Source organism: Streptomyces sp. NPDC053048 (assembly GCF_044547045.1).
Lineage (GTDB): Bacteria > Actinomycetota > Actinomycetes > Streptomycetales > Streptomycetaceae > Streptomyces.
In genome coordinates this window covers 81,053-93,546 of record NZ_JBITZS010000014.1, presented here as the reverse complement: position 1 = coordinate 93,546, position 12,494 = coordinate 81,053, and the positions used below count along the sequence as shown (strand labels likewise).

Here is a 12,494-nt window from a genome sequence, read left to right as displayed (position 1 = left end):
GCACAACCACAGCGCCCGGCGTCCCGTCGGTAACCTGCCTGACATGAGCCGGACAACCACCCCGCCCGCCGAAATCGCTCCCGTCGCCGCCCTGTTGCTGGGACGGGTGCGGGAGCTGAGCGTGCGAATGGCATGCCGCATCCGGTCCGAGGTCGGCTACTACGGGAGCGACGGCCAGGTGCCCTTCGAGGAGCTGTGCGCGTCGTGCCGGCGCAACGCGGAGCTCGTCTTCGGCCAGTTGGCGGACGACCGCGGGGCGGACATGTCCCCGGCCCGCGAGACGGGTCGCGCTCGGGCGCTTCTGGGGGCTCCCCTGGGGGAGTTGCTGCACGCCTACCGCGTCGGCTCCGAGCTGCTGTGGTCCGAGCTGGCCGCCGAGGCCCGCACCACGGCGGGCGTCACCACCGACACGTTCGTGGCCCTGGCCGCGTGGTGGATGAACGAAGGTCTCGCGGTGGCGGCCGCCGAGGCCTACCGCGAGGCCGCGTCCGCGTTGCTGCTGCAACGCGAGCGGGAGCGCTCCGTGTTGGTGGAGGCACTGTTCACGGGCCTGCTGACGGACAGCACCACGCTCTGGGAAGCGGCCGGGGTGCTCGGGCTGCCGACCGAGGGACCGTACGTCGTGGTGGCGGCCCGGGTGCCGGCCCCGGGACGGGAGGCGCTGCCCGGAGTGGAGGCACGCCTGCTGACGGAGCGGGCGCGCTCGGCATGGCGGCTGCTGCCCGACCTCCAGGTCGGGGTGGTCACCGCGCACGACCCCGGCGGGGAGGGGGCGGTGCTGCGCGCGTTGGGCCGCTTCCCCGGCGCGCGGGTGGGGGTGAGCCCGCCGTACGGCGCGCTGCGCGAGACGCCCAGGGCGCTGCGGCTCGCCCGCCTCGCGCTGGAGGGGCTGCGCGGGGACGCGGCGGGGGTCGCCCGGTTCGACGACGGTCCGGTCTCCCTGCTGGTGGCGGCGGCCCCGGAGGAGGGCGGCCGGATCGCACGGGAGGTCTTCGCGCGCGTACTGGATCTCCCGGACGACGAGCGGAGCCGGCTGCTGGAGACCCTGGAGGGCTGGTACACGGCGGGCGGCTCCACGAGCCGCGCGGCCGCCCTGCTGTACTGCCACCGCAACACCGTGCGCTACCGCCTGCGCCGACTGGAGGAACTGACGGGCCGGTCGCTGGCCGACCCACGGGCCGTCGCCGACCTCGCGGTGGCCCTGCGGGCCCTGCGACTGCTGCCTCCGCCTCACCGCGCCTGATCGGTCCGGGATCCGGCTGGTCGCCCGGCCATGTCACCCACGGCGGCCCTTGTCCGGGAGGCTCCCCCACTCGGCATCCGACCGGTGAGGAGGAGGTCTTCGTAGGTGTGGTGCCGACGAGTGGTGGTGCGGTGGTGGAGCAGGTGGGCGGCGCGCTGGGGTTGGCCGGCGTCGATGAGGGCGCGGGCGAGGGTGTCCTGGATGATTTCGCGCTCGACGCGGACGCCGCCGATGCGTTCGGCCTGGTCACCGAGTGCGGTGAGGAGATCGACGGCTGCTCCGGGGCGGCCCGCGGTGATGTGGGCCAGGGCCAGGGCGACGGGGGCGAGCACCTCGGAGTAGTCGGGGCGGGGGTCGTCGACGGCGCGGCGGGCGAGGGTGCGGAGGGCGTCGGTGTCGGCGGCGACGGCGAGGCCGAGGGCGAGCTGGAAGGTGTGGAAGACCTCGGCCCAGCCGCCGGGTTCGGCCAGGAGCCGGTGGATGTGGTCGAGCTCGGCGATGCGGGCGGGGGTCTGTCCGGCGAGCAGCAGGCGCCAGTTGGTGGCCGAGCGCATGCCCACGTCCCCGTGGTGGAGTTCGGTGTCGGCTCGGCGGCGGGCGTCGGTGAAGTCGCCGGTGGCGATGGACTGCAGGGCGGCGTGCCATTGCAGGTGGCGGCGCTGGGTGGCGTGGGGGTCGGCGGCGAGCCAGGTGTCGATGAAGGCGGTGGCGGCGGGGCCGGTGCCGTGGTCGTGCTCGGCGTGCGCGCGGGCGTGGACGGCCGGCCCCGATCGGGGGTTGAGCCGCAGGGCGTGCTCGGCCATGGCCCAGGCGTCGTCGGGGCGGCCCTGCTCGGCGCGGGCTCCGGCCAGCCAGGAGGCCCACGGCCATGACTCGGGCCCGGCGAGGGTGTACTGCTGCTCGGCAAGGATGTGACCGTGCTCGCGGTACTCCAGGGGGCCCGCGAGGGCAAAGGTGCTGAGCATACTCCCGGCGATCTCGTCGGCAGGGAACTGCGCGAAATGCACGATCAGATGATCGGCGGTGGCCTGGTAGTGCCGGTGGGTGAATAGATAGATCGCGTAGACGAGGGACTGCTCACGCGCCCCGGCTTCCTTGGCGTCCCGATGCGCGATGACCAGCTCGCTGCGCAGCGTCGCATCGTCCAGTGCCTCGTCGTTCGCGAGCACGACCAGCGCCCGGGCCAGGCCGCAGCCGGGGCGCTGCCGCAGGAGTTCCTGGAGTGCGGTGGCGGAACGGCCGGTCGCCGCAAGCCATTCGGCTACCGCCGGGGCGTCCGCCGACAGCGCCGTACGTACCGGTGCCATCACCGCGCCTTCCCGTGGGGGACGGTGCTGCACGACACGGGGATCACTGGGCTCCCGGGGCATGCAGCAACTCGAGGTTCAGCACACCGGCGGCCGCCTCATTGATGGGCACATTGAGAGTCTGCGAATGCAGGGCCTCCTCAGTCAATACCACCACTTGGGCGCCGTCATCCTCCGTCGACGTGACCATGCACGTGAGTCCACTGTTGCCGCAGTGATTCCGCGGCAGCCCGAGCGGCAGCTGCCCGGTGTTGCCCGCCACCGTTCCCGTGCTCGAACGCGTCGCACCGGCTGCTCGCGGTCCTCCCGCATTGGCGCAGACGTTGCCGGACGTGGGGTTGCCGATGCTGATGATCGCCTGCGCCGGCACCGCCGAGAGCGCCACCGCACCCAGTCCCGTACCGACCAGCACCGCCCGCTTCCGTACCCGCCTCGCCCGTGTTGCTGCACTCATGCGCCACCATCCGTCCTCAACCAGCACTTGTTATGGAATTTCACCCCTATTCATGCAGTAACGACCGAACCATTGATAACGACACGGGTCCTGGCCATGCGGTGCGCTCACACCCGGTAGAACGCCACCGCGTTGTCGTGCAGCACCGCATCCACATGCTCTTCGGCCACCTCCGCGAGGAGATCGAGGTCGGAGTCGGCGAAGGGGCGCCGGGCCCGGGTCGAGGGCAGGTCCGAACCGGCCATCAGGGCGGTCGGGTCGGCCTTCAGTACGGCACGGACGGCGGCGGCGACATCGAGTTCGACGCGGCCGAAGCCGGTCGCCTTCACCCGTACCCCGCGCTCGACCAGCGCCAACAGGTGCGGAAGGCCGTCCGAGTGCAGGCCCAGGTGGTCGATGCTCACCGCCGGGAGCGCGGCCAGGGTGTCGGCGAGGTCGGGCAGGTCGCGGGCGTCGACGTAGAGCTCGGTGTGCATGCCGGCCACGTGGTGGACCCGGCGGGCCAGCTCGTCGAGCCGCTCCAGACTCGCGGATCCGCCGCGCCGCAGATTGAACCGCACGCCGCGCACGCCCTGCTCGGCGAGGTGGACGATCTTCTCGTCGGGAAGGTCGTGCGGGATCTGGGCGACTCCCACGAAACCCGGGCCGAGCCGGGAGAGCGCGTCGAGCAGACAGCCCTGGTCGAAACGCTGGAACGAGCCCGAGACCACCGCGCCGCCGACGACACCCAGGGCGGCGGTGCGGTCCCGGTATTGGCCGACGGTGAAATCCCCGGGCATGAACCCGCTGTTCTCGAACAGCGGGAAACGGCTGTCGATCACGTGGAAATGGGCGTCGAAGAAGTCGAAGAAAGGGCGTCGATTCGTCACAAGCGGATGTCTTCCCCGGTGACCGTCACCGCTGCCACGGTGCCCTGCCGACTCCATGGTCCTCGGCCGGAACGCTACGGGACGGAGAGGCGCCACTCGTACGAGCTGTGGAGCTCGCCGGGGCCGTACGCCAGGTCGAGTTGCGACGGTTTCGTCTCCGCCGTGAACACATACTCCAGGCGTGACACCTCCCCCTCCGACACCCGGTGCGGCCCGCCCGCGCTGAGCTCTGACGGGTAGCTGAGGAGCCTTTTGATGCCGGGATTCCCTCGCACGTAGCTTCCGATGTCATAGCTGCGCAGTTCGACCGGAGCGCCGCTGCGGTTCGTGACGGTGACCGGCACGCGGTAGGTGTGCGCGGCCGGTGCGTCGCCGCCTGTCATCTCCGGGGTCGGGGTGATGCGCTGGACGGGGCCGATGGAGACCTGGACGCCGTCGCCGTAGGTGACAGCACCCTTCTGGGCCGGGGATTTGCCGCCGGCGGCTCCCGTGAGTTTGCGTGCGGTGACCCGGGCGTCGCGCTTGTAGCGGATACAACCGCCGTCGGCGGACAGAGTGGGCTTACCCGTGTACCAGTTGATGCCGATGCTGATGGTGACGCCGTGGTCGTCGGTGGTTCGGATGCCCGGCCACTGCGGGGTCGGGTGATCGGGGTTCAAGGGCTTGGCCGGCGGCTTGTCCTCCGTCGTCCAGCCGCGGCGCTTCCACTCGGTGCGGAGCCTGTCGAGGTCGGCCAGGTAGTCGGCTTCGCCGGCGTAGTGGAGGCCCCACTTGTAGTGGGGCTGCTTCCTGGTCACGTCGTCGCCGTCGAATCCCAGGTCGTCGACGCAGGAGGTGCTGCCTTCTTCCCTCATCCGGTCGGGGGCACCGGCGCCCGGCCGCAGGCCGCCGATCACCCGCTTTCCGTCTTCCCGGGTCTTGATGTCCTGCTTGCGGTAGTCCGCCGCGGACCGTACGGGGCCACCACCGAGAGTTTCGAAGAAATCGAAAACCGCCGAGCACGCCCAGAAGATCGCCGCGCCTGCGGCCAGGCCGATGAGCCAGCGCTGCACCACCACTTTGCGGCTCACCCCTGCCTCTGTGGCCGGAGTGTCCGTGGTGTCAGCAGTTGGCTCTTGGGGCGTGCGTGTCTCCATGAGGCGATCACACGCCATCAGCCCGGCCCCTCAACAGGGGTGACGTGCTCAATCGGACTCGGTCAGAGCTGAGTAGCTGTACCCAGGGTGCGGGCGAGGCATTCTCCCCGCGAGGGCCCCGGCCGGTTGACGGGAGACCGGCCGGAGTCCTCGCGCGCCTTGCCCTGCTGTCAGTCCGTCGTCGCCGGTGCCGTACGCGCGAAGTGGCGGGCGGTGGGCACCAGGGCCGCCGCGGCCGGTACGAGGAAGCAGGCGGCGGCGCACGCGGCGAGGACGGTCGTGACGCCGAACGCGTCGATGGCCGGGGCGATCAGGGCCAGGCCGACCGGCGCCAGGCCGTAGGAGACGAGGAAGTCCAGTGAGGAGACGCGGGCCAGCTTGTCCGGGGCGACCTCGCGCTGGGTGGCCGTGAACCAGGGCACGTTGAACAGTTCGATGCCGATTCCGGCGACGGCGTACGCGGCCACGACCACGACCGGGTGCACGGGCAGCATCAGGCTCAGCGGGGCGACGCCGTACGCGGCCAGACCGGCGAAGGCGGCCCAGCCCTGGGAGCGCGGCCGCCAGCGGGCGATGACCAGGGCCCCGCCGAGCGCCCCCACGGTGTACGCGGTCATGGCCGCGGCCAGCACCCACTCGGTGTCGTAGCGGTCCCGGCTGATCAGGGGCAGGGCGACGCTGGTGGCGGAGTAGCCGAGGGCGATGACCGCGACGAGCGCGGCGAGGCCGGCGAGGAACCAGGGGTGGCGGCGCGCCTCGCGTATCCCCTCGAGGAACTCGGCGCGGAAGCCGGCCCGCGCGGCGGGCTCGGCGGGCCCGTCGGCCCGGTCCACCGCGGCGGAACCCTTGCCCGGGACGAGCGCGGCGACGAGCCAGAGCAGGCCGATGCCGAGCAGGAGCGTCCAGACGTCCAGGAAGGCCGCGAGCAGCGCGGTCAGGGCAGGTCCGGCGAGCGTGGAGCTCCGTACCGCCATGGTCATGGCGGCGTTGGCCTGCTGACGGCGCTCGGGGGCGACGGTCTCGGCGGTGAGCGCCTGGAACGCCGGGCGGCAGGCGCCCTGTCCGGCGCCCGCGAGGGCGGCGGCGGCCGTCATCACCACGAGTGAGCGGCCGAGGCCGGCGGCGAGCAGGGGCGCGGCGACCGCCGCCGCGAGGGCCGACCAGAGGACGACCGTGCGGCGGGAGTGCCGGTCGGCCAGCACGCCGCCGACGGCCACGGCGGCGAGGAAGCCGGCGGTGCGTGCGGCGAGGACCAGGCCGAGACCGGCGGCCCCGAGGTCGCGGTGCAGTACGGCGAGTCCGAGGACGAAGGGCAGGGCCCAGGTCGCGAGTCCGGAGGCGGTGGTTCCCGCCCACAGGCGCAGGAACGCGGTGTCTCGGAGGACCGAACGCGGGGGCGGAGTATCGGACTTGGCCGCTGTCGGCGTGGGTGTGGTCGGCACGGTGTGGTTGCTCCTTGGGGGTGAGGGTGGCGGCTCGGGAACCGCACCCGGGTTTCTTAATGAAAATGAATACCATTACAGTACCCTTCGAACGCGGCCCTCCTGCCCGGTGCACGACAACACCCGCGCCGTCCCCTCCGCCCCCTCCATCCCCTCCCCCTCCTCTCTCAGACCGGAGACCCCATGCGCCACCCCGCCCGCCTCGGCATCGCCCTGACCATCGCTCTCGCCACCGCGGGCTGCTCCACGGCAGCCGGCGGCGGCCCCTCGACGGATGCCAAGCCCGGCGCCAAGGCCTCCGCCACGACGGCCTCGTTCACCAGCTGCGGCCGCCAGGTGTCCTTCACCAAGCCCCCGAAGCGGACCGTCGCACTCGACCAGACCTCGACCGAGACCCTGCTCGAACTCGGGCTCCAGGACCGGATGGCGGGAACGGCCAACCTCAAGACGAAGATCCCCCCGCAGTACGCGGCCGCGTACGCCAAGGTCCCGGTCATCGCCCCGAAGATCGCCACCGGCGAGCAACTGCGCGCCGCCACCCCCGACTTCGTCGTCGGCGGTTCCACCGACCTCTTCACCAAGGACCGGGCCGGTACTCGCGAGGAGCTGGACGCCCTCAAGGTCCCCACCTTCGTCAGCGCCGTGGACTGCCCCCAGCGGAACCCGGCGGGCAAGACACCCTTCGAGCTGCTCTTCTCCGACTACGAGAACCTGGGCAAGGTCTTCGGCGCCCAGGAACGGGCCGGCAAGCTCGCCGCCGACCAGCGCGCCGCGGTCGCCAAGGCCGGCGAGACCGCTGCCAAGGTCCCCCAGGGCGAGGACCGGCCCACCGTGGTCTACCTCTACTCCGTCTTCAACGGCATGCCGTACGTGGCGGGCAGGACGAGCCTGCCCAGCGAGATGAGCCGGATCGTCGGCGCGAAGAACGCCTTCGACGACGTCGACGAGGACTGGCCGGAGGTCTCCTGGGAGGAGATCGCCAAGCGCAACCCGGACTTCATCGTGATCGGCGACCTGTCCGAGCGTGGACGGCCGGGCGACAGCGCCGCCGAGAAGCGTGCCACGCTGACCGAGCACCCGGTGATCTCCAAGCTGGACGCGGTCCGCGACAACAAGATCCTCGAGGTGCCGGGCATCGAACTGGACCCCTCGGTGCGTTCCGTGCACGCCCTGGGGCTGCTGGCCAAGGGCATGAAGGACCTCGGCTATGTCCGCTGACCCGGTCACCCGGCGGAGCCCGGCGGACGTCCCGCTGCCGGTGGACCTCCTGCTGCCGGCGGCCCGCGGGCGGGTGGTGACGGACGCCTCCGTCACCACCACGCCCCTACCGTCCGGCACGCCCGATACGCCCGTACCAGCCGCAGCCGCCCGGCAGCGCCGCCGGCCCGCGGCGGCCCAGGCGCTCCTCTTCCTCCTCGCCGTGGGCACCCTGGCGGCCTCGGTGGCGGCGGCCGTCCGCATCGGCACCGCCGACGTGGGCTGGAGCGGCCTCGCCCGTGCCTTCGGCGCCCGTCTCGGTCTGGACGTGGAGCCGTTGCCCCCGCTGGTGGACTCACTCATCTGGGACCTGCGGCTGCCGCGCGTGCTGATGGCCGCCCTCGTCGGCGCCTCGCTCGCCGTGTGCGGCGCGGTGCTGCAGGCGGTCACCCGCAACGCGCTCGCCGACCCCTACCTGCTCGGGGTCTCCTCGGGCGCGTCGACGGGGGCCGTCACCGTGGTCGTCCTCGGAGTGGGCGCGAGCGCGCTCGGGGTCACCGGCGGCGCGCTCGTCGGCGCGCTGCTCTCATTCGGGCTGCTCCTTTTGCTGCTGCGGCGCACCGGGCTGGATTCGGTCCGCATCGTCCTCACCGGCGTGGTCGTCGGCCAGCTCTTCACCGCGCTGACCTCGCTCGTCCTGATGGCCTCGGCGGACGCGGACACCACGCGGGCCGTCACTCACTGGCTGCTGGGCTCGATGGCGCCGGCCCGCTGGAACACCGTCCTGGTCTGCGCGATCGTCACCCCGCTGGGGCTGGTGGCCGCGTGGCTGTGCTCGAACGCCCTCGACGGGCTCGCCTTCGGCACCGACACCGCCGCGTCCCTCGGGATCGGCGTGCGGCGCACGCGGATGCTGCTGCTCGTCGTCACGGCCGCGCTGACCGCGGTCGCGGTGGCCACCGTCGGCGCCATCGGGTTCGTCGGGCTGATCGTCCCCCACGGGGTGCGGTTCCTCGTCGGGCCGCTGCACAGGGTGCTGCTGCCGTACGCGGCGCTCGCGGGCGCGGTGTTCCTGGTGTGGACGGACGCGCTGGCGCGGATCGCCTTCGCGCCCCGCGAGGTTCCCGTGGGTGTGATCACCGCACTGCTCGGCGTGCCGCTCTTCCTCCTCGTCCTGCGCAAGAGGGGTGAACTGTGAGGATCACCGCCGATGAACTGAGCTGGTCGGTGGCGGGCACGCCGGTCGTACGCGGCGTCAGCGTGGACATCGCCCCCGGCGAGACGGTCGGGCTGCTCGGCCCCAACGGCTCGGGCAAGTCCTCGCTGCTGCGCTGCCTGGCCGGCCTGCGGGCCCCCGACGCGGGCACGGTCCGGTACGACGGCGAGTCCGTACGGGAGTGGAGCGCGCGCCGGATCGCCCGTCATGTCGCTTTCGTCGAACAGGACTCGGGCGCGGACAGCGACCTGCGGGTCGCCGACGTCGTGGGCCTGGGCCGGACCCCGTTCCGGGACCGCTGGCGCGGACCGGACGCCACCGACCGGGCGGTGGTCGCCGCCGCGCTGGAGCGCGTCGGGCTCACCGCGCTCGCCGACCGCTCCTGGAAGGCCCTGTCGGGCGGTGAGCGGCAGCGCGCCCACATCGCCCGCGCGCTGGCCCAGCAGCCGTACGTGCTCCTGCTCGACGAACCCACCAACCACCTGGACGTCAAACACCAGCTGGAACTCATGGAGCTGCTGACCGGTACCGACCGGACCGTCCTGGTCGCGCTGCACGACCTGTCGCTCGCCGCCCGGTACTGCGACCGGCTGCTGCTCCTGCACCACGGACGCCTGATCGCCTCCGGCACCCCCGCCGCCGTCCTGACCGCCGAGCGGCTCGCCGAGGTCTTCGAGGTGGACGCCGAACTCACCACCGACGCCCTCGGAAACCCCGTGGTCACCTACCGCGGGCCGCTCCCTGCCCCGACACCCCGTCCCTCCCCCTGAAAAGGAATCACATGACCCCGACCAACCCCGCCATCGCCACCGCGACGGCCGCGCACCCGACCGTCGACGCGCTCGTCGAGGCCGTCCTCGCGGGCGAACACGGCCCGCTCCCCTCCGAACTCGTCGCGACCAGCGTGTTCTGGATACACCACGGCACCCGCCTGGCCGGTGGTGACACCACCTACCTCAACCAGTACGTCCTGGTCCGCCTCGGCGGCTCCTTCGGCGGCTGTGCCTTCGAGTCCGGCGAGATCGACCCGTCGATCTGCCACGACTCCTCCGGCACCCCGCTCGACGTCCTGCTGCGCGAGGCCCCGCGCCCGCTGCGGATCGCGGCCCTCGACGCCTACCTGTCCGAGACCCGACCCCACCGCCTGGCCGCCGAGGCGGGCGACGCCGAGGCCGTCACCCTCCCCACCGGCACCCCGGAGGTCCGTGCGAAGGCCCGCGACGCGGCCATCGCCGGCCTGCTGGACATCGAGGCGGGCGCCGAGGTCGGCCTGATCGGCGTCGTCAATCCGCTGGTCGCGGCGATCCGCGAGCGCGGCGGCAAGCCGCTGCCCTGCGACTTCAACCTCAGGACCACCCAGTGGGGCGACCCCGTCACCGACGACATGCACCAGGTGCTCGAACGCGCCGAGGCCGTCGTCGCCACCGGAATGACCCTGAGCAACGGCTCGTTCGACACCATCCTGGAGCGCTGCCGGTCCCGGGGCATCCCGCTGATCGTCTACGCGCAGACCGGCAGCGCCGTCGCCCGCGCCTTCCTCGGCTCGGGGGTGACCGCCCTGTCCGCGGAACCGTTCCCCTTCTCCCAGTTCAGTGCCGAGGAGACCGTCCTGTACCGCTACCGGACGGTGGGCGGCGCGTGATCCCCGCTGCCCGCGCGGCCGCACCCGGTGCCGGTGGGGACCTCCCCACCGGCGCCGGGTACGCCCCCTGCCACCACGGCGAGATCCTCCAGGGCGTCTTCCTCGACGGTGACGGGCGCCGGTGCGCCGGCCTGGTCACCCTTCCCATGGCCGGCCCCGGCAGCAGCGCCGAGTTCGTCCGCCGGCCCGGCACGGCACCCGAGGCGCTCACCGTCGTACCCGCCGGCCGCACGAAGGCCGCGCGGGCCGCGGCCCTCGCGGTGGCGGAGTGCGCGGAGCGGGCCGGCCGGCCGCCCTGCGGCGGGGAGTTGCGGCTCTCCGGTGACATACCGGTGGGCCTGGGCATGGGCAGCTCCACCAGCGATGTGATCGCCGCCGTGCGGGCGGTCGCGGACTCCTATGGGATGCGGCCGGCCCCCGGCACGGTCGCCCGGCTGGCGGTGCGCGCGGAGTCGGCCTGCGATCCGCTGATGCTGGACGGCCGCCCTGTGCTCTTCGCCCAGCGGGAGGGCCGGGTCCTGGAGGTCCTCGGCCCGGCCCTGCCGCCGCTGGTCGTGGTGGGCTGCGCCCTCGGCGGTGGCGCGCCCGTGGACACCCTGTCCCTGCCCGTCCGCGAGCCCGGCGAGGCCGACGCCGACGACGTACGGGCCTGCGAGCGGATGCGTACGCGGCTGCGCCGGGCGGTGGCGACCGGCGACGTGCAGCTGCTCGGCCAGGTCGCCACCGCCAGCGCGCGGCGCGGCCAGCGGGTGCTCGGCCACCCGGAGTTCGACGCGCTGACCGCCATCGCCCGCCGGGTCGGGGCGGCGGGTGTGCAGATCGCGCACAGCGGCGCGGTGGCGGGCGTGCTGTTCGACCCGGCCGTGCCGGGCCTGCGGCACCGCGTCCGCAGCTGCCTGCGCGCCCTGGACGTCCACGGCATCCCCGCCACCCGGACCTTCACGACCTTCACCACCACCAAGGAGTTCCTGAATGGACCAGCACATCGCGGAGTCGATCGGCCGGCCGGACCTGATACGTCTCGACGACCGGCTCGTCTGCCTGCGCTTTGAGACGATGAAGGTGGTCTCCGCCCTCGCGGCGGTACGCCATCTGCTCGACACCGGGGCGGTGCGCCGCGGGGACACGCTGCTCGACAGCTCCAGCGGCATCTACGCGTACGCCCTCGCCCTGGCCTGTCACCGGCACGGCATGCGCTGCCACATCGTCGGCTCGACGACGGTGGATCACACGCTGCGCACCCAGCTCACCGTGCTCGGGGCGACGCTGGAGCAGATGGAACCGTGCAGCGACCTCAAGCTCGACCAGAAGCGGCGGGTCGAGCGGATCCACGAGATCCTCGCCGAACACCCCGAGTACCACTGGATGCGGCAGTACCACGACGACATCCACTACCTCGGCTACCGCGCGATCGCCGACCGGATCCGGGAGGCGACGGGCGCGGACGGGCTCACCGTCGTCGGCGGGGTCGGATCGGGGGCATCGACGGGAGCCCTCGCCCGCTACCTGCGCTCCGGGAGCCCCGTCGGCTCGGCGGACGTCGAACTCGTCGGCGTCCAGCCGTACGGCAGCGTCACGTTCGGCGCCGAGCACGTCGCGGACCCGGAGATCATCATCGCCGGGATCGGCAGCTCCATTCCCTTCGGGAACGTCTCGCACGAGCTGTACGACACCCTGCACTGGATCTCCTTCGACGCGGCGCTGGCCGGCAGCGTCGATCTGCTGCGGCGGCACGCGGTCTTCGCGGGCCTGTCGACCGGCGCCGGCTACCTCGCCGCCCGTCACGAGCGTGAGCGCTCCCCCGAGCGGACGGTCCTCTTCATCGCCGCGGACACCGGCCACCGGTACGTCGACACCGTGTACGCCCGGCACCGCGAGGCCGCACCGATCGCCCAACTCGCCCCGCGCGACGTACCCGACCAGAGCCGGCTGGCCCTGCCGTGGTCCCGGATGCGCTGGAACCGCCGGCCAGGGGCCTTGTAGGGGAT

The 12,494-nt window shown here is 72.8% G+C and carries 12 protein-coding genes; 7 read left to right on the top strand and 5 right to left on the bottom strand.

Going from position 1 to position 12,494, the window contains the following annotated elements; genetic code table 11:
• Positions 1-43: 43 nt before the first annotated feature.
• The gene (locus ACIG36_RS31045) at positions 44-1,243 is read left to right on the top strand and encodes a PucR family transcriptional regulator (RefSeq protein WP_399935142.1); all 1,200 of its coding nucleotides are present in this window, start codon (positions 44-46) and stop codon (positions 1,241-1,243) included.
• Here ACIG36_RS31045 and ACIG36_RS31040 read toward each other — a convergent pair.
• The 5 genes from ACIG36_RS31040 to ACIG36_RS31020 all read right to left on the bottom strand — a co-directional run bounded on the left by ACIG36_RS31040 (position 1,231) and on the right by ACIG36_RS31020 (position 6,451).
• The gene (locus ACIG36_RS31040) at positions 1,231-2,550 is read right to left on the bottom strand and encodes a hypothetical protein (RefSeq protein ID WP_399935140.1); all 1,320 of its coding nucleotides are present in this window, start codon (positions 2,548-2,550) and stop codon (positions 1,231-1,233) included. The two genes, ACIG36_RS31045 and ACIG36_RS31040, sit on opposite strands and share 13 nt — an antisense overlap.
• A gap of 43 nt (positions 2,551-2,593) precedes the next feature.
• Positions 2,594-3,004 carry a chaplin family protein gene (locus tag ACIG36_RS31035; RefSeq protein ID WP_399935137.1) on the bottom strand — a complete coding sequence of 137 codons (411 nt, stop codon included), beginning with the start codon at positions 3,002-3,004 and terminating at the stop codon, positions 2,594-2,596.
• A 107-nt stretch (positions 3,005-3,111) separates the two neighbouring features.
• Positions 3,112-3,873 (bottom strand): amidohydrolase family protein, encoded by a 762-nt coding sequence (locus ACIG36_RS31030; RefSeq protein WP_399935134.1) that lies wholly within the window; start codon positions 3,871-3,873, stop codon positions 3,112-3,114.
• Between the two features lie 74 nt (positions 3,874-3,947).
• Positions 3,948-4,943, bottom strand: a complete 996-nt coding sequence (locus ACIG36_RS31025; RefSeq protein WP_399935131.1) for a hypothetical protein — start codon at positions 4,941-4,943, stop codon at positions 3,948-3,950.
• A 236-nt stretch (positions 4,944-5,179) separates the two neighbouring features.
• Positions 5,180-6,451, bottom strand: coding sequence for an MFS transporter (locus tag ACIG36_RS31020; RefSeq protein ID WP_399935128.1), 1,272 nt, complete (start codon positions 6,449-6,451; stop codon positions 5,180-5,182).
• A gap of 183 nt (positions 6,452-6,634) precedes the next feature.
• Here ACIG36_RS31020 and ACIG36_RS31015 point away from each other — a divergent pair, with 183 nt between their 5' ends.
• From ACIG36_RS31015 to ACIG36_RS30990, 6 genes are read left to right on the top strand one after another with little or no spacing between them, the layout of a single operon-like run.
• Positions 6,635-7,669, top strand: coding sequence for an ABC transporter substrate-binding protein (locus ACIG36_RS31015; protein ID WP_399935126.1), 1,035 nt, complete (start codon positions 6,635-6,637; stop codon positions 7,667-7,669).
• The gene (locus ACIG36_RS31010) at positions 7,659-8,846 is read left to right on the top strand and encodes a FecCD family ABC transporter permease (RefSeq protein WP_399935124.1); all 1,188 of its coding nucleotides are present in this window, start codon (positions 7,659-7,661) and stop codon (positions 8,844-8,846) included. Before ACIG36_RS31015 ends, ACIG36_RS31010 begins: the two co-directional genes overlap by 11 nt.
• Positions 8,843-9,634, top strand: a complete 792-nt coding sequence (locus ACIG36_RS31005) for an ABC transporter ATP-binding protein (protein WP_399935121.1) — start codon at positions 8,843-8,845, stop codon at positions 9,632-9,634. Before ACIG36_RS31010 ends, ACIG36_RS31005 begins: the two co-directional genes overlap by 4 nt.
• Before the next feature lie 11 nt (positions 9,635-9,645).
• Entirely contained in the window at positions 9,646-10,506 is an 861-nt protein-coding gene (locus ACIG36_RS31000) for a Rossmann-like domain-containing protein (RefSeq protein ID WP_399935118.1), read from the top strand.
• Positions 10,503-11,558: a GHMP kinase gene (locus tag ACIG36_RS30995; protein WP_399935115.1), complete on the top strand. Its 1,056-nt coding sequence runs from the start codon at positions 10,503-10,505 to the stop codon at positions 11,556-11,558. The genes ACIG36_RS31000 and ACIG36_RS30995 overlap by 4 nt, the downstream gene beginning before the upstream one ends.
• Positions 11,479-12,489, top strand: a complete 1,011-nt coding sequence (locus tag ACIG36_RS30990; RefSeq protein WP_399935112.1) for a pyridoxal-phosphate dependent enzyme — start codon at positions 11,479-11,481, stop codon at positions 12,487-12,489. The genes ACIG36_RS30995 and ACIG36_RS30990 overlap by 80 nt, the downstream gene beginning before the upstream one ends.
• Positions 12,490-12,494 lie beyond the last annotated feature (5 nt).

Excerpts from the sequence above, each read along its gene's own strand:
- ACIG36_RS31045 (WP_399935142.1), top strand. The coding sequence starts at position 44 with ATGAGCCGGACAACCACCCCGCCCGCCGAAATCGCTCCCGTCGCCGCC.
- ACIG36_RS31040 (WP_399935140.1), bottom strand. The coding sequence starts at position 2,550 with ATGGCACCGGTACGTACGGCGCTGTCGGCGGACGCCCCGGCGGTAGCC.
- ACIG36_RS31035 (WP_399935137.1), bottom strand. The coding sequence starts at position 3,004 with ATGAGTGCAGCAACACGGGCGAGGCGGGTACGGAAGCGGGCGGTGCTG.
- ACIG36_RS31015 (WP_399935126.1), top strand. The coding sequence starts at position 6,635 with ATGCGCCACCCCGCCCGCCTCGGCATCGCCCTGACCATCGCTCTCGCC.
- ACIG36_RS31010 (WP_399935124.1), top strand. The coding sequence starts at position 7,659 with ATGTCCGCTGACCCGGTCACCCGGCGGAGCCCGGCGGACGTCCCGCTG.
- ACIG36_RS31000 (WP_399935118.1), top strand. The coding sequence starts at position 9,646 with ATGACCCCGACCAACCCCGCCATCGCCACCGCGACGGCCGCGCACCCG.
- ACIG36_RS30990 (WP_399935112.1), top strand. The coding sequence starts at position 11,479 with ATGGACCAGCACATCGCGGAGTCGATCGGCCGGCCGGACCTGATACGT.